The organism is Streptomyces sp. ISL-66 (assembly GCF_018614135.1).
GTDB lineage: Bacteria > Actinomycetota > Actinomycetes > Streptomycetales > Streptomycetaceae > Streptomyces.
In genome coordinates, this window is record NZ_JAGGOW010000128.1 from 1 (window position 1) to 17,086 (window position 17,086).

General features: G+C 71.7%; 10 protein-coding genes and 1 pseudogene. 3 read left to right on the plus strand and 8 right to left on the minus strand.

Annotation, left to right across the window (positions count from 1 at the left end):
* Positions 1 to 46 precede the first annotated feature (46 nt).
* From J7E97_RS24110 to J7E97_RS24135, 6 genes are all read right to left on the minus strand, one after another.
* Positions 47 to 547 (minus strand): hypothetical protein, encoded by a 501-nt coding sequence (locus J7E97_RS24110; protein WP_215030960.1) that lies wholly within the window; start codon positions 545 to 547, stop codon positions 47 to 49.
* Entirely contained in the window at positions 532 to 1,569 is a 1,038-nt protein-coding gene (locus tag J7E97_RS24115) for a ParA family protein (protein ID WP_251055053.1), read from the minus strand. The genes J7E97_RS24110 and J7E97_RS24115 overlap by 16 nt, the downstream gene beginning before the upstream one ends.
* 460 nt (positions 1,570 to 2,029) lie before the next feature.
* Complete coding sequence (ald, locus tag J7E97_RS24120) at positions 2,030 to 3,145, minus strand: alanine dehydrogenase (protein WP_215031001.1); 1,116 nt, start codon at positions 3,143 to 3,145, stop codon at positions 2,030 to 2,032.
* Positions 3,146 to 3,297: 152 nt separating this feature from the next.
* The gene (locus J7E97_RS24125; RefSeq protein WP_308346781.1) at positions 3,298 to 5,280 is read right to left on the minus strand and encodes a tetratricopeptide repeat protein; all 1,983 of its coding nucleotides are present in this window, start codon (positions 5,278 to 5,280) and stop codon (positions 3,298 to 3,300) included.
* 378 nt (positions 5,281 to 5,658) lie between these two features.
* The gene (locus J7E97_RS24130; protein ID WP_215030965.1) at positions 5,659 to 6,291 is read right to left on the minus strand and encodes an NUDIX hydrolase; all 633 of its coding nucleotides are present in this window, start codon (positions 6,289 to 6,291) and stop codon (positions 5,659 to 5,661) included.
* A gap of 108 nt (positions 6,292 to 6,399) precedes the next feature.
* Entirely contained in the window at positions 6,400 to 8,037 is a 1,638-nt protein-coding gene (locus J7E97_RS24135; RefSeq protein WP_215030968.1) for a CTP synthase, read from the minus strand.
* Positions 8,038 to 8,517: 480 nt separating this feature from the next.
* Here J7E97_RS24135 and J7E97_RS24140 point away from each other — a divergent pair, with 480 nt between their 5' ends.
* Both J7E97_RS24140 and J7E97_RS24145 read left to right on the plus strand, forming a co-directional pair.
* The gene (locus J7E97_RS24140) at positions 8,518 to 10,347 is read left to right on the plus strand and encodes a glycoside hydrolase family 15 protein (protein ID WP_215031007.1); all 1,830 of its coding nucleotides are present in this window, start codon (positions 8,518 to 8,520) and stop codon (positions 10,345 to 10,347) included.
* Positions 10,348 to 10,503: 156 nt separating this feature from the next.
* Positions 10,504 to 11,886: an FAD-binding oxidoreductase gene (locus tag J7E97_RS24145; RefSeq protein WP_215030971.1), complete on the plus strand. Its 1,383-nt coding sequence runs from the start codon at positions 10,504 to 10,506 to the stop codon at positions 11,884 to 11,886.
* 72 nt (positions 11,887 to 11,958) lie between these two features.
* Here the strand turns inward: J7E97_RS24145 and J7E97_RS24150 are convergent, their stop codons facing one another.
* Both J7E97_RS24150 and J7E97_RS24155 read right to left on the minus strand, forming a co-directional pair.
* Positions 11,959 to 13,596: an NAD(P)/FAD-dependent oxidoreductase gene (locus J7E97_RS24150; RefSeq protein WP_215030974.1), complete on the minus strand. Its 1,638-nt coding sequence runs from the start codon at positions 13,594 to 13,596 to the stop codon at positions 11,959 to 11,961.
* A gap of 15 nt (positions 13,597 to 13,611) precedes the next feature.
* A pseudogene (locus J7E97_RS24155) lies at positions 13,612 to 15,155 on the minus strand (APC family permease).
* Between the two features lie 181 nt (positions 15,156 to 15,336).
* On the opposite strand from J7E97_RS24155, the gene J7E97_RS24160 reads away from it, so the two are divergent.
* Positions 15,337 to 16,959 carry a PucR family transcriptional regulator gene (locus J7E97_RS24160; protein WP_215030977.1) on the plus strand — a complete coding sequence of 541 codons (1,623 nt, stop codon included), beginning with the start codon at positions 15,337 to 15,339 and terminating at the stop codon, positions 16,957 to 16,959.
* Positions 16,960 to 17,086 lie beyond the last annotated feature (127 nt).

Sequence of the window (17,086 nt, forward strand, 5' to 3'; positions counted from 1 at the left end):
GCCCCCGGGCCGGCGGGGCCGGCCGGGCGCGGCGGCCCGACGGGCCTCAGCGGCCCCGGAGCCGGCGGACCAGGATGCTGGCGTCGCCGCGGGATTCCAGGTCGGCCAGGACCACGGCGACCGCCTCGCGCACGATGCGGCCGCGGTCGACCGCGAGGCCGTGTTCCCCGCGCAGCACGAGCCGCGCGTGTTCCAGGTCCATGAGCTCCTCGGCGGAGACGTAGACCGTGATCTTCTCGTCGTGCCGTTCGCGCCCGCTGGGCCGCCGGTTCGCACCCCGGCCCTGCCCCTTGCCCCGGCCGGGCGCCGGGGCCGGTACGCCTCCACCGGAACCTTCCTGCGGCCGGCGCTGCGCGCCCACTCCGGGCTCCGTGCCGGCCTCAGCCTCCCGGCTGCGGCCCTCCCCCGCCGTGCCCTCCGCGGCGCTCGCCGCGTGCTCCACGCCCCGCGCCGACGAGACCGAGGACATCGACGACGACGTCAGCGCCATCCCCCCGGTCGTACGGAACAGTTCGTCGGCTCCGGGCAGACTCACTCGGCGGGACACCGGGCGAGCACCTCCCTGGCCAGCTGGCGGTAGGCGGCGGCGCCCACGGAGTTGGACGCGTACGTGGTGATCGGCTCACCGGCGACCGTGGTCTCCGGGAAGCGCACCGTGCGGCCGATGACCGTGTGGTAGACGTGGTCGTCGAAGGCCTCGACGACGCGCGCCAGCACCTCGCGGCTGTGCACCGTACGGGAGTCGTACATCGTGGCGAGGATGCCGTCGAGCTCCAGCTCGGGGTTGAGCCGCTCCTGGACCTTCTCGATGGTCTCGGTCAGCAGCGCCACCCCGCGCAGTGCGAAGAACTCGCACTCCAGCGGCACGATGACCCGGTGAGCCGCCGTCAGGGCGTTCACCGTCAGCAGGCCGAGCGAGGGCTGACAGTCGATCACGATGTAGTCGTAGTCGGCCATCAGGGGCTTCAGGGCCCGCTGCAGCGTCGATTCGCGCGCGACCTCGCTGACCAACTGCACTTCGGCAGCGGACAGGTCGATGTTGCTCGGCAGCAGGTCCATGTTGGGGACCGCCGTCTTGAGCAGCACCTCGTCGGCCGACATGCCCCGCTCCATGAGCAGGTTGTAGACCGTCAGGTCGAGCTCCATCGGGTTCACGCCGAGGCCCACGGACAGTGCGCCCTGCGGGTCGAAGTCGACGAGCAGCACGCGGCGCCCGTACTCGGCGAGAGCGGCACCCAGGTTGATGGTCGACGTGGTCTTGCCCACGCCGCCCTTCTGGTTGCACATCGCGATGATCGTCGCCGGACCGTGGTCGGTCAGCGGACCCGGGATCGGGAAGTACGGCAGCGGCCGTCCGGTCGGACCGATCCGCTCACGGCGCTGGCGGGCAGCGTCGGGGGCGAGAGTGGCCGCGTACTCGGGGTCGGGCTCGTACTCCGCGTCGGGGTCGTAGAAGTGCCCTTCGGGCACCTGGTCGTAGTCGGCGAAACCCACGGGCTTTTCGCCGCTCGGGTCGCCGGCCCTGGAGTTCACGTCTAGGCCGTCCATGCTCTTTTGGGGCGTCGTCATGCGCTGTTGGTTTGCGAAGGTGCGGACTGCGACGGAGCCGACAGCTTCGATTCCGGCAGGGCCTCGACCCCGCGCAGGCGTTCCTGCTCGTCCACCCCCAGGAGCAAATGTCGACTCATTCACAAGTCGTCTTACCTCCTCGGACGCGACCAGGACACTTATCGATAGGTCAGCGTGGCACCATGCCGACGGTTGGCGACTCTATGGCGTGTCACCACTCAGCGGCAACACAATCCGCCGGACCCACCGCGATGTGTCGGCAACCGAACACCACTCTGTCAAGGGCGTACGAGCTGCCGCCGGGAAGTTTCGCGGGTGGGCGAAAGGGTTAAAGGGTTACGTTCGAGGCGAGTTGAGCGGCCCGGCCGCCCGCCCCGCAAACACGTCCGGCCGGACCTTGCGGGCAAGGTCCGGCCGGATACGTGAGATTGACGTCAGTCGTTGACGGAGCGTCGGCGACTCAGCCGAGCAGCGCGCTCAGCTCGAGGGTCTGGAGGCCGTGGGCCTCGGCGACCGGACCGTAAACGACCTGGCCGTCATGGGTATTGAGGCCCAGGGCGAGCGCCGGGTCGCGACGCAGCGCCTCGACCCAGCCGAGGTTCGCGAGCTGCACGATGTAGGGCAGCGTGGCGTTGGTCAGGGCGTACGTGGAGGTGTTCGGCACCGCGCCCGGCATGTTGGCGACGCAGTAGAAGACCGAGTTGTGGACCAGGAAGGTCGGCTCCGCGTGGGTGGTCGGACGGGAGTCCTCGAAGCAGCCGCCCTGGTCGATCGCAATGTCGACAAGGACACTTCCGGGCTTCATCCGCGAGACGAGCTCGTTGGTGACCAGCTTCGGGGCCTTCGCACCCGGGATGAGCACCGCGCCGATGACCAGGTCGGCCGCGAGGACGGCCTTCTCCAGCTCGTAGGCGTTGGAGACGATCGTCTGGATCTTCGTACCGAAGATCTTGTCGGCCTCGCGGAGCTTGTTGATGTCGCGGTCCAGCAGGGTCACGTGGAAGCCCATGCCTATGGCGATCTGCGCGGCGTTCCAGCCGGAGACGCCGCCGCCGATGACCACGGCCTCGCCGGCCGAGGTGCCGGGCACGCCGCCCGGGAGGACGCCGCGGCCGCCGGCCGAGCGCATCAGGTGGTAGGCGCCGACCTGCGGGGCCAGGCGGCCCGCGACCTCGGACATCGGGGCGAGCAGCGGGAGCGCGCGGTTCGCGAGCTCGACCGTCTCGTACGCGATGGCGGTGGTGCCGGACTCCAGCAGGGCGTCCGTGCACTCGCGGGAGGCCGCGAGGTGCAGGTAGGTGAAGAGGGTCTGGTCCTTGCGGAGGCGGTGGTACTCCTCCGCGATGGGCTCCTTGACCTTCAGCAGCAGGTCTGCGGTGGCCCAGACCTCGTCGGCGGTGCCCAGGATCTCGGCGCCGGCGGAGACGTACTCGGCGTCCGTGATCGAGGAACCCACACCGGCGTTCTGCTCGATGAAGACCTGGTGGCCGTTACGGACCAGCTCATGCACGCCGGCGGGCGTGATGGCGACCCGGAACTCGTTGTTCTTGACCTCGCGGGGGATGCCGACCTTCATCGTCACTCACGGTCCTTGGCTCAGGGAATGTTTCGGGGTACTTCCATACAAACCCGTTCACAAGAACGCGCAACGGGATGCCCCAGGGACTGCCCTGGTGAACCCAGTCTAATGAAGGACGAGCCGCTGTCTAGCCTTGCAAACAAACAATCTCAGTCGGAACCACTGCGGATTTCGCAGGCTGCGGGGTCATCTCCCAGCAATCTGTCGGCTGCGGACCTGTGCAGCCTGGCGGCCGCGGGGTCACCGAGCCGGTCGAGGGTGTCCGCGAGGCGCACCTGCAGCGCGGCCTGGAGTCGCAGGTCTCCGGCCCGGCGCGCGAGCTCCACCGCCTCCCGGCAGGTGTGCAGCGATTCCTCCGGCCGCCCCGCGTATTCCTGGATCCGCGCCATCTCGCTCAACGCCTTTGCCTGGCCCGGGACATCGGCCAGTCGGCGGTAGCCGGCGGAAGCCGCCCGCCAGCTCCGCAACGCCTCCCCGTACCGGCCGGCGTAGGTGTGCACGTTCCCGAGCCTCCCGTACAGCCGCACCTCGTCCGCGCGCTCGCCCCGGGCGAGGGCGTGGGACAGGGCCCGGCCGAACCAGTCGGAGGCCCGGTGCCAGTCGTCGAGCTCCTGGTAGGCGCCGCCTACGGATTCCATCGCGCGGCCCACCGCGTAGGGATCGTTCGCCGCCCTTCCGGCGTCCAATGCGGCCCGGTAGCGCTCGAGCGCCTCCTGCGTGCGGCCCGTTTCGGCGTCCAGGTCGGCCAGGTTCAGCAGCGCGGCGGCCCGTTCCCGGTGCAGATCGCGCCGCTCGGCCACGTCCAGGACCAGCCGGTGCAACCCGTAGAGCTCGGGGGCGGCCCCGGCGGTGCCCCGGTGCTCGGACAGGGCCCCCGCGAGTGCCGCGACGAAGCGGCGGGCCAGCGTGTCCAGGTCCCCGTCGGCGACGGCCAGGGAGGCGGCCGCGGTCAGCGCGGGCAGCCGGGTGTCCAGCCAGTTCACGGCGGCCCGCCGGTCGGCGAAGCGCAGGGCGCGCGGCAGCCCGTCCAGCTTCTGCGGTCCGCCGACGGGGCCGATCGCCTCGTCGGGGCTCTCCCCGGCCATGAGCCGGCAGGAGAGCAGCAGCCGTACGGTGCGCTCCAGCATCCTGGCCCGGGCCAGCTGGACCTCGGCGGGGCGCTCCTTGGCCTCGAGCAGGGCCTGGAGCAGGGGCGCGAGGCAGCCGGGCAGCAGGAACAGCCCGTCGTGGGCGCTGCGTACGAGGCCCAGCGCGGCGAAGTCCTCCAGGATCGACTGCGCGGCGGCCACGGAGCAGCCGGCGAGGGCGGAGGCGGTGTGCGAGTCGACGAGCCCGGCCGGGGCAAGCGGAAGCAGCCTCAGGGTCCGCTGCGCGGGCTGCGGCAGGGCCTCGTAGACGAGCCTGAAGGTCCGGGCGAGCGGGCCGCTGGTGCCCGCGGGCATGTCGTGGAGCTGTTTGGCCACGTCGGCCACGGAGGCCTTGGGGTGTGCGGCGAGCCAGCCGCCGACCAGACTCAGCGCCGCGGGCTGCCCGCCGCACTCCTCGGCGAGGGCTTCGGCGGCGCGCGGGTCGTTCGCCACGCGGATGTCACCGATGCGGTGGACGAGCATGCTCACGGCGGAGGGGGTGTCCAGCCCGCCCAGGGTGCAGGGCCGGACATCCGGAATCCCGGTGAGGGGGCCCTCGGCGGTGACGACGACCAGGCAGTCCGGGGTGTCCGGGAGCAGGGCGTCGACCTGGTGCGGGTCGCTGGCGTCGTCGACGAGCAGGACCGCGCGGCGATCGGCGAGGGCCTCGCGCAGGGCGGAGCCGAGCTCGTCCTCGGCGGCGCCGGGCGGGGTGGCCCGACCGAGCCCCTCCAGGAGCGTGCGGATGGCCCGCTCGGTGGGAACGGCCTCTCCGGTGGGGTCGGTGAGCCGGACCTTCAGCACCCCGTCGGGATAGTCGTCGGCGATCTCGCGCACCAGCGCTTCGGCGAGGGCAGTCCGGCCCGATCCCGGCCGCCCGGCGACGAGCAGCACCCGGGCCCGCGGCGCCCTGGCCTTGCGGCCCGAGAGGGTGTCGAGCCCGGTTCGCGCGATGTCCTCGCGCAGCTCCTTGAGCTCACGCCGCCGCCCGACGAAATCCGCCACGGATCCGCTCCTCTCGCTGCCTTCGGATTGCGAGCGTAGTTCACACAGAGCGACGAACCGGGTGGAGCGCGGCGGACAAATCGCCCGATCGGATCAGCCGATGGTGTGCCTTTTGCGACGCATCCCTCGCATGGCTCAGCCCCAAGGGCCCCATCCATCCCATCGGACCCACCAGAACCGGCCGCGGGCGGTCGGCCGTCGGCGGCCCAGGCCACCGCCTCGCAAGGGCCGCCTCGTAGCGGCCGCCCCGTATGGGCAACCTCGTATGAGCCGCCTCGCAGGCCGCCTTGCAAGGCCCGCCCCGTAGGGACCGCTCGCACAGGCCGCCGGGCAAGGGCCCGCCGGCGCGGGAGCCGCGCCCGCGGGCCCGGCCGGGGGCTACGCCTCGTAAGGGCGGGCGGGCCAGGGGGCATCGGCGGGGCGCAGGGATTCGAGGCCGTCCTCGCGGGCCAGGGCCGCCGACAGGGCCAGGACGCCCGTCACCATCCCCGGGTTGCCGATCTCGCCCGCCAGGATCCCGCGGACCAGGTCGGGCAGCGGCACCCACGCCAGCTGCATGTCCGCCTCCTCCGAGCCGGACTCCGCGTACCTCTCCCCGTCCGCCTGCGAGACGCCCCGCGCCAGGAAGATCCGGATCGCCTCGTCCGAGCCGCCGGGAGAGGCGTAGAAGTCGGCCAGCACCCGCCAGTCCTCGGCCTTGACGTGCGCCTCCTCGGCCAGCTCGCGCTGCGCGCCGTGCAGCGGGTTCTCCCCCACCACGTCCAGCAGGCCCGCCGGGAGTTCCCACAGCCGCCGCCGCACGGGGTGGCGGTACTGGCTCAGCACCAGCACGCGACCCGCATCGTCCAGCGCCAGTACGCAAACCGACCCGGGATGCACCTGGTAGTCGCGCCGCGCCACGGACCCGTCCGGCATCCGGACCTCGTCCGAGGCCACCGCCGTCTTCGCGCCCTGGAACGGCCGGCGCGTCGACACCGTCTCCCAGGATTCCGCCGTGTCCTTGATCTCCATGCCCCGAAGCCCTCCACAACGCGCGACAGCCGGGGTACGGATCTCCGTACCCCGGCTGTCTACGTTATGCGGTCGGCCCGCGCGCCCCGCGCCGGCCGACCGCCGGTACTACTTCGCGGCCTGCTGGCGCTCCACCGCGGCCTTGACCAGGCCCGCGAACAGCGGGTGCGGGCGCGTCGGACGCGAGCGCAGCTCCGGGTGGGCCTGGGTGGCCACCAGGTAGGGGTGCACCTCGCGCGGGTACTCGACGTACTCGACCAGCTTGTTGTCCGGGGAGGTGCCTGAGAAGACCAGACCGGCCTTCTTCTCCAGCTCGCCGCGGTAGGCGTTGTTGACCTCGTAGCGGTGGCGGTGGCGCTCGTCCACGTACGCCTGATCGCCGTAGACCTCGCGCACGATGGAACCCTCGGCGAGCTTCGCCGGGTACATGCCCAGACGCATCGTGCCGCCGAGGTCGCCCGCGCCCTCGACGAAGGCCAGCTGCTCCTCCATCGTGGAGATCACCGGATGCGGGGTGGAGGCGTCGAACTCGGTGGAGTTCGCGTCCTCGATGCCCGCGAGGTTGCGCGCGGCCTCGATGACCACGCACTGCAGGCCCAGGCACAGGCCGAGCAGCGGGATCTTGTTCTCGCGGGCGTAGGTGATCGCGCCGACCTTGCCGTTGACACCGCGGTCGCCGAAGCCACCGGGAACGCAGATCGCGTCCACGTCGCCGAGCACCTCCGCGGCGCCGGCCGGGGTCTTGCAGTCGTCGGAGGCGACCCACTTGATCTGGACGCGGGCCTTGTTGGCGAATCCGCCGGCGCGCAGCGCCTCGGTCACCGACAGGTAGGCGTCCGGCAGGTCGATGTACTTGCCGACGAGTGCGACCTTGACCTCGTGGTCGGGGTTGTGGACCCGGTCCAGCAGGTCCTCCCAGACCGTCCAGTCCACGTCGCGGAACGGCAGGTCGAGCTTGCGCACGACGTATGCGTCCAGGCCCTCGGTGTGCAGCACCTTGGGGATGTCGTAGATCGACTTGGCGTCGATCGCCGCGACCACGGCCGCCTCGTCCACGTCGCACATCAGCGAGATCTTGCGCTTGATGGAGGTGGGGACCTCACGGTCGGCGCGCAGCACGATCGCGTCGGGCTGGATGCCGATGTTGCGCAGCGCCGCCACGGAGTGCTGGGTGGGTTTGGTCTTCAGCTCGCCGGAGGGGCCGATGTAGGGCAGCAGCGAGATGTGCACGACGAAGACGTTGTCGCGGCCGACCTCGTGGCGGACCTGGCGGACGGTCTCCAGGAACGGCAGGGACTCGATGTCGCCGACCGTGCCGCCGACCTCGGTGATGACGACGTCGACGTCGTCGGTCGCCATGCGGCGGATGCGGTGCTTGATCTCGTTGGTGATGTGCGGGATGACCTGCACGGTGTCACCGAGGTACTCGCCGCGCCGCTCCTTGGCGATGACCGTGGAGTAGACCTGGCCGGTGGTGACGTTGGCCGAGCCGTCGAGGTCGACGTCGAGGAAGCGCTCGTAGTGGCCGATGTCCAGGTCCGTCTCGGCGCCGTCGTTGGTGACGAACACCTCGCCGTGCTGGAACGGGTTCATCGTGCCCGGGTCGACGTTCAGGTACGGGTCGAGCTTCTGCATCGTGACCCGAAGACCGCGTGCCTTGAGCAGCGCACCCAGGCTCGAGGCCGTCAGGCCCTTGCCGAGGGAGGAAGCGACACCCCCGGTGACGAAGATGTGCTTGGTCGTCATGGCTGTGCTGTTTCGAAAAGCAGCGGGCGGCGTCGCCAAGAGGGGGCTCCCGTGGTCGCGAGGTGAGGGTGCGTCCGGCGCCTGCCACCATCGATCCGGAGGGGGTCTCAGGGGGCGCCGAAGCTGCGGTTTCGGGGCTCCTGATTCGCACAGGCAGACCACCGGTCCACGGGATACCAGCCTATCAGCGCCGGGGCCGGTCCGCTTCCGGCCGCGCGGGACGGACCCCTACAGTGGCCCCTAGCGGCCGCATCGCCCCAGGTCACCCGTTCAGCCGAGCCACATTGTCCCGGCGCTCCGGGGGATCACTAGGGTTCCGTCTTATCCTGCTCGCAGATCGATCACCAGACCATCGAGCACCCCGCGAACGGCGTAACCCGCTCGGTTCCGGAATCATTGGCGGGGCGCGGCCTTCCACACTCATAGGGTAGGGACGGGAGCCCCGCGCGACCCGCAATGCCAGCGCCCTTCGGGGCGGACATGCTGTTCGACTGGAGATGCCACGTGTCCGGGCGCATCGAGGATTACGCACTGATCGGGGACATGCAGACCGCCGCTTTGGTCTGCCGGGACGGGGCAGTGGACTGGTTGTGTCTGCCACGTTTCGACTCCCATGCCGTGTTCGCGAGCATTCTCGGCACCGAGGAACACGGGTTCTGGCGGATCGGCCCGGCGTTCCCGGCCGGCGCCGAGGCCCCGCGCGCCTCGCGCCGCCGCTACCGTGGCGACTCGCTGGTCCTGGAGTCGGAATGGGACACCCCCCGCGGCACCGTCCGCGTGATCGACTTCATGCCGCCCCGCGAGGACCACGCCCCGCAGCTCATCCGCATCGTGGAGGGCATCAGCGGGCGCGTCCCCATGCGCTCCGCGCTGCGCATGCGCTTCAGCTACGGCCGCGTCGTCCCCTGGGTGCACAAGGTCGACAGCCGTACGGTCGCCGTCGCCGGGCCGGACTCGGTCTGGCTGGACACGAAGGCGCAGACGTACGGCAAGGACCTCACCACGTACTCCGACTTCACGGTCGGCCCGGGTGACCGGATGGCCTTCTGCATCAGCTGGCAGCCCTCGCACAAGGAGCCGCCGCAGGCCCCGGAGGCCGAGGAGGCCCTCACGGCCACCACCGACTTCTGGCGGAACTGGGTCGGGCAGTGCACGTACCACGGCCCGTACCGGGAAGCGGTGATCCGGTCCCTGATCACCCTCAAGGCCCTGACGTACGGCCCGACCGGCGGCATCGTCGCCGCGCCGACGACCTCCCTCCCCGAGGAGATCGGCGGCGTCCGGAACTGGGACTACCGCTACACCTGGCTGCGCGACGCCGCCATCACCCTGTCCTCGCTGCTGCGCACCGGCTACCGCGACGAAGCCTCCGCCTGGCGGGACTGGCTGCTGCGCGCGGTGGCCGGCGACCCGGAGAACCTGCAGATCATGTACGGGATCGCGGGCGAGCGGGAGCTCGGCGAGACCGAGCTCGACTGGCTCCCCGGGTACGAGGGCTCGCGCCCGGTCCGGGTCGGCAACGGCGCCGCCGGGCAGCTGCAGCTCGACGTGTACGGCGAGGTCACCGAGGCCCTGCACCTGGGCCACATGACGGGCCTTGCCCGCAACGACTACGCGTCGCTGCTCCAGCTCAAGCTCATCCGCTACCTGGAGACCCACTGGGACCAGCCGGACGAGGGCATCTGGGAGGTGCGCGGCCCGCGCCGGCACTTCGTGCACTCGAAGGTGATGGCGTGGGTGGCCGTGGACCGCACGATCAAGCTGATCGAGAGCGGCGACGCGGACGGCCCGCTGGATCGGTGGCGGGAGCTGCGCGACGAGATCCACCAGGACGTGTGCGAGAAGGGCTACGACAAGGAGCGCAACACGTTCACGCAGTCGTACGGCTCGAAGGAGCTGGACGCCTCCCTCCTGCTGATCCCGCAGATGGGCTTCCTGCCGCCGGACGACAAGCGGGTGATCGGCACGATCGAGGCGATCCAGCGCGAGCTGTCGACCCCGGACGGCTTCATCCTGCGCTACCCGACCGCGGGCGCGGAGGCCGGCGTCGACGGCCTGGAGGGGGACGAGGGGGCCTTCCTCGCGTGCTCGTTCTGGATGGCCGACGACCTGGCGATGATCGGCCGCGTCGACGAGGCCCGGCGCCTCTTCGAGAGGCTCCTGTCGCTGCGCAACGACCTCGGCCTGCTGGCGGAGGAGTGGGATCCGAAGCGCCAGCGCCAGGTCGGCAACTTCCCCCAGGCCTTCAGCCACGTCCCCCTGATCGACACGGCCCTGCGCCTAACGGCAAGCGGCGCCTACGGCGGCTGACGCCCCGGGCGGGGGCGGGGCCGGGGCCGGGAGCCCCCGTCCCGCCCGGCTCCCGCCCGGCCCCCCGCCACCGACCGTCCGTCCCGCCGTGCCCGCATTCGGTACCCCGCCTACGCTGGGAAGGTCCCACGCCTCCCCGAGGAAGGGTCCGCGGTCATGACCTCCACTTCGAAGGCGGGTACGGCCCTGGCCGCGCTCCGCGAGGACCTCGCCGGCGCGGTGTTCGCCCCCGCCGACGCCGGCTACGACGAGGCCCGCACGATCTTCAACGCGATGATCGACCGCCGCCCCGCGGTCATCGCCCGGTGCGAGAACGAAGCGGACGTGGTCACCACCGTCCGCTTCGCCCGGGACCTCGACCTGCCGATCGCCGTGCGCGGCGGCGGCCACAGCGTGGCCGGGATGTCCCTCAACGACGGCGGCGTCGTCATCGACATGCGGCGGATGCACGGGGTCACCGTGGACCCGGCGGCGAAGACCGTACGGATCTCCGGCGGCGCGGTGATGAGCCACCTGGACCGCGCCTGCCAGCCGTACGCGCTCGCCACCACCGGCGGCCGCGTCTCCACCACCGGCGTCGCCGGCTTCGTCCTCGGCGGCGGCTCCGGCTGGCTGGACCGCGACTTCGGGCTGGCCGTGGACAACCTGCTCGGTGTGGACCTGATCACCGCCGACGGGACCAGGCTGACCGCGACGGCGGAGGACTCGCCCGAGCTGTTCTGGGCCCTGCACGGCGGCGGCGGGAACTTCGGCGTGGCGACCTCCCTGACGCTGCGCCTGCACGATCTGCCGGAGTTCGCGATGTGCCTGCTCCTGTACCCGCCGGAGTCCGGACCCGAGGTGCTGCGCGTCTACCGGGACGTCATCGAGTCCGCCGGACCCGAGGCGGGCGGCGGCGTGATCTACCTCACCGGTCCGCCGGAACCCTTCGTACCGGAGCACCTGGTGGGAACCCTGCTCGCCGGCGCGCTGATGACCTACGCGGGCGGCGAGGAGACCCTGCGCAGGCTCGTCGGGCCGCTGCTGGCGCTGCCGCACGTGAGCGAGGTGCTGACCGCCCTGCCCTACCCCGACTTCCAGTGCATGCTGGACGATCCGCCCGGACTGCGGAACTACTGGTCGGCGGAGTACCTGACCGGCCTCCCCGACGAGCTGGTGGACGTGTTCTGCGCCCGCGCCTTCTCGATGCCGGTGCCGACCCCCACCCAGCACGCGATGTTCCCGCTGGGCGGGGCCATCGCGGAAGGGCCCCCGGAGTTCCCGGTGCCGTACCGGGACGCCCAGTGGGCCGTGCACCCCTTCGGCGTCTGGGAGGACCCGGCCGACGACGACCGGTGCCGCCGGTGGGTCAAGGACGTACGCGCCGACGTGCTGCCGTGGAGCACCGGCGCGGTCTACCTCAACTTCACCGGCGACGAGGGCCCGGAGCGGGTCGTCGCGGGACTCGGCGCGGAGAACCTGGCCAGGCTGGGCGCGCTGAAGCGGCGGTACGACCCGGACAACGTCTTCCGCTTCAACCACAACATCAAGCCCACTTGACCACCGGTCAGGTCAGGTCCAGTCCGGTCTGGTCTGGTCCGGTCTGGTCCGGTCTGGTCCGGACCGGTCGGATCAGCTCAGGGCGGTGATCACCTCGCGGGCCGCCCGCTCCCCCTCCGTCGCGCCGCCCTCCATGAACCCCTGGAAGTCGTAGCTGCAGTGCTCTCCGCCGATGTGCACCCGGCCCTGAGCGGTGCCCTCGTACCGTGCGTACTGGTGCAGGTAGCCGACCGGCCAGTAGGAGTACGCCCCGAGCGAGTACGGGTTGCGGTGCCAGGCCGACAGCTGCGCCCGCCCGGTCCAGGCCGCCTTGGTGCCCGGGAAGAAGGCGTCGATGCCGGTGAGCATCCGGCCCGCGAGGGCGCGTACGTAGGGGTCGGAGTCGGTGGAGAAGGGGGTGGCGGGGGTGAGTGACCCGGCCAGGCTGCCGCCGCCGTACTGGAGCAGGATGCCGCCGTTGCCCGGCTGGACCTTGGTGGTGTCCCAGGTCTGCTGGACGTCGGAGTCGGTGAAGCAGTCCCCCGCGGAGACCCCCGGCCAGGGGCCGGTGCCGCGCCACGGGCGGCTGGTGAACTGCATGTTGAGCTTGGTGCAGTAGCCCATCCTGGCGTCGCGCAGCAGGTTCTTCATCCGCGGGTCGAAGCCGGCGCCGGAGAGGTCGATCCGCTGGAGGATCGGCAGCGGCAGGCACAGGATCGTGTGGTCGGCGACGACGGTCCGCGTGGCGCCCGCGTCGTTGAAGGTGAGCGTCTGGGTGCCGTCGGCGGCGACGCGCACGGCGGTCAGCTCGCGGCCCATGACGAGCGAACCGGCGGGCAGGGCGGCCGCGATGGCGTTCGGCAGCCGGTCGTTGCCGCCGGTGATGTGGTAGCGCTCGTTCGACAGGCCCCAGACGTTGAAGTTGCCGGGGTTGGGCTGGTAGCCCATCAGCAGGACCAGGGCGAGCGCGGACTGCTGATCGGTGTCCGCCCCGTACTCGACGTTGTACGCGACGTCGATGAAGCGGCCGAGCTGCGAGCCGTGGCCGCCCGGGATCCGGGTCTCGATCCATTCGTACAGCGTCATGTTGTCGAGGGCGGTGCCCGCGGGGGTCGAGGAGTTCCAGGAGACCTCGCCGGCCTCCTGGAGGTCGCGGTGCAGGGCCTGGTAGACGGGCTTGAAGTCCTCGTCGGCCTGAGCGCGCGAGTAGTAGGTCCCGTTCAGCCAGAGGACCTCCTCGGCGCCGTTGGGCCCGCCGCCAAGGAAGTCCTCGGTGGGCAGGTTGAAGCGGCGGCACAGTTCGAGGATCTTCTTGTGGCTGGTGTCGATCAGCTCCCCGCCGATCTCGGAGGTCTGCCCGTACGCCCACAGGGAGCGCTGGGTCCACATGCGGCCGCCGACGCGGCTCGGGTTGGCCTCGTAGAGCGTGCAGTTCACCCCGGCGTCCTTCAGGGTGAGGGCGGCGGTCAGCCCCGAGATTCCGGCGCCGACGATGGCGACGCGGGCGGGGGCGACGGGCTTCTTGTCCACCTGGGTCTCGGCGGCGTAGGCGTACGCGGAGGCGCCCGCCGACGAGGCGACGGCGGTCCCGAGACCGAGGGCGGCGGCCCGGCCCAGGAGTTGGCGGCGGGTGGACCCGCGGACCTCGGCCACGGGCAGGTTCAGGCGGCGGGCGGCGGCGTGCTCGGCGGCGAGCTGCCGGAGCGCGTGCATCAGCGGCGTACGGGCCATGGCGGTGGCTCCTTCTCAGACGTTCGCGGCGGACGGGGCGGGGGCGTCGGTGCGCTCGGCGGCGTCTTCCAGGACGACGCGGCCGATGATCTCGTAGCGGGCGGGGGCCTTGAACTTCAGCCACAGGCCGAGTCCCAGGCCGCCGAAGAACACCGCCCCGACGATCCAGGGGATGAGCGTGAAGAAGAACGAGTCGGCCGCGAGCCGGCGGCGGTCTTCATGTTGACCAGCAGCAGCACGACCACGGCGGCCATGGCGATCCCGCCGATCAGCGGGGCCGTGAAGGTGCGGAACCAGTGCCGGTCCTCGGGGTGGTTCTTGCGGAAGTAGCCGATCACCGCGAAGGAGCACAGGGTCTGGACGATCAGGATCGCCATCGTGCCGAGGATCGCGAGCAGCGTGTAGAGGTGGATGTACGGGTCCTGTCCCGTCAGCCAGAACAGCACGACCAGCCCCGTGGCGATGCCGGTCTGCACCATCGAGGAGATGTACGGGGATCCGTGCTTGGCGTGCGTACGGCCGAGGCCGGGGTGCAGGAAGCCCTCACGGCCGATGGCGTAGAGGTAGCGGGCGGCGCACTGGTGGAAGGCCATGCCGCAGGCGAAGGAACCGGTGAGCAGCAGCCACTGGAAGGCGTCGACGGCCCAGGCGCCGATGAACGTCTGGGTGGGGGCGAAGAACAGGTCGAGCGGGTTCGCGGAGGCGGAGAGCTCCACGGACTTGGCGAGGCCGTTGCCGGCGATGGTCATCCAGGAGACGTAGATGTAGAAGAGGCCGACACCGACGACGGAGATCAGGGTCGCCCTGGGGATGACCCGCTTCGGGTCGCGGGACTCCTCCCCGTACATGGCGGTCGACTCGAAGCCCACCCAGGACCAGAAGGCGAAGAAGAGGCCGAGTCCGGCGGAGGTGCCGGTGAAGGCGTTCTTCGGGTTGACGGGCTCGACGGGGATGCCGTCGGGGCCGCCGCCCGCGATCAGTACGGCGGTGGCGACGGCGAACAGGACGGCGATCTCGGCGACGAGCATCACGCCCAGGGCCTTGGCGGTGAGGTTGATGTCGAAGTGCGCGAGGGCCGCGGTGATGGCGAGCATGCCGGCCGCGTAGACGATCCAGGGGAGGTCGATGCCGAGCTGGTCGTGCACGGTGGTCTTGGTGAAGTAGGAGAAGACGCCGACGATCGAGGCCTCGAAGACGATGTACGCGAGGACCGCGAGCATCCCGGAGGCCATGCCGGCGATCCGGCCGAGCCCGTGCGAGATGTAGCCGTAGAAGGCGCCGGCGGCGGTGATCCGCTTGGCCATGGCCACGTAGCCGACGGCGAAGACGGTCAGTACGGCGGTCGCGAAGAGGTAGCCGGCGGGGGCGCCTATGCCGTTTCCGAAGCCGACCGCGATGGGGAGGTTGCCCGTCATCGCGGTGATGGGGGCGGCGGTGGCGACGGCCATGAACACGACGCCCACCAGACCGACCGAATTGGCCTTGAGCCGCTGGACGGGGGGTGCTCCCGGCACCCCGGGGCCCCTGCCGGTGGTGTCTGGGCTCGTGTCTGGGCTCATGGTTCCTCGTTCCTGTCGTGAGGGCGCCCACTCTCTCCGTGCGTGACGCACGCCACAATCGGCATGCAGTCCGATAATCTCCGTGCAAGGCAGACGAGTTGTCGGGCCGGACGGGGGCATACCGGACTCCGTAACCCTCCGGTGATGTGCGGGGAACGAGCCTGCCGGTACCGTCCGCGATATGGACGACCAGGGCGGCATCACGGTTCAGCGGGCGCTGGAGCTGCCGGGGCTGCGCAGCGGGCTGCCGGAGGTGTTGGCCTGCGCCGACCGGCTGGGCCGCAATGTCCGCTGGGTGCACGCGGGCGAGGTCCCCAACATCGCCTCCCTGCTCAAGGGCGGCGAACTGCTCCTGACCACGGGGCTCGGCCTCGGCAGCCGGCCCGCCGAGCAGCGCGCCTTCGTACGCCGCCTCGCGGACCGGGGCATCGCCGCCCTCGTCGTAGAACTGGGCCCGCGCTTCACCCGGCTGCCCGCCACCATCGTGGAGACGGCCCGCGCGGCCGGCCTCCCGCTGGTCCAGCTCCACCGGGAGGTCCCCTTCGTCACGGTGACGGAAGAGGTCCACACCGAGATCGTCAACGGCCACTACGCCCTGCTCCAGCGCGCCGAGGAAGTCCACCGGCGCTGCACGCACGCCCTGCTGGGCGGTGGCGGGATCCCGCAGGTCCTGCACATCCTGGCCGACTTCACGGCCAACCCGGTCTTCCTGGAGACCCCCGACGGCCAGCTGCTGTACGCGGCCGGACCCGCCTCCGGCGAGGCCGCGGCGGATCCCCTCCAGGTGTGGGAGGGCCTACGGGGCCAGCGCGCGGCCGAGCCGTCCGGCAACTCCGTGGTGGTCGACGTCCCCGGCGGCGGCCACGGCACCGGATCCGTCCGGGCGCGGCTGGTCCTGCTGGGCGTGTCCTCGCCGCTGCTGCCGGTGCACCGGATGGCGGCGGAGCGGACGGCGGGGGTCCTGGCCGTGGTCCTGATGCAGGCCCGGCAGGAGGACGAGCTGGCGGCGCGCGGCCGCGGCGACTTCCTCACGGATCTGGCGGAGGGCCGGATCTCGGCCGAGGACGCGCCCGCCCAGGCCCGTGTGCTCGGCTTCAAACCCGGAGCCGGCCCCCTCCTCCCGGTCGTCATGCGGCTGTCCTCGGAACTGGTCCCCTCGGGGAACTGGGCGGTCCTGGCGCGCGCCGTCCTGGAAGAACTCGCCTCGGTCGGCGTCCCGGTCCTCCTCGGGGTCCGCCCGGTGGAAGGCCGCGTCCCCCTCCTGGTCTCCCTGCGGTCCGACGCCGAACGCACGACGGTGGCGGACCGGGTCGCGGCGGCGCTTCGGGCCGGCGTCGAGCGGGCGGGCCTGGACCGGGCCGGGGCTCCGCCGGCGGTCGTCGTCGGCGTCTGCGGCAGCTGGGCGGCGGCCTCGGCGGGCCTGCGCCATGCCTCGGAGACCGCCACGGCGGCGCACGGGCTCCCCGACCGCCCCTGGTACGACGCACGGCGCCTCGACATCGACCTGCTGCTGTGGCGGCTGCGCGAACACCCCGACCTGGCGGCGTTCGTGAACCGCGCGATCGGGCCGCTCCGCGGGCACGACACGGTCTCGCGCCCGCCGCTCCTGCCCACCCTGGAGACGTACCTGGCGCACGCCGGCCGCAAGGCGGAGACCGCGCGCGAGCTCCACCTGAACCGCCAGACCCTGTACAACCGGCTGGCCCGCATCTCGGAGCTCCTGGGCGCGGACCTGGACGACCCGGAGACGGTCCTCTCCCTGAGCCTGGCCCTACGCGCCCGCCGCCACGCCACTCCCTCTTGACGCACTCTCCCACCGGGCGGCCGCGGGTGCCGCGGGCCTTCCGGGCCCCGACGGGCGGAGCCCGCCGCACCGGCCCTCCCACCGGGCGGCCCCACCGGGCCTTCCGGCCTTCGCCGCGCCGGGCCGG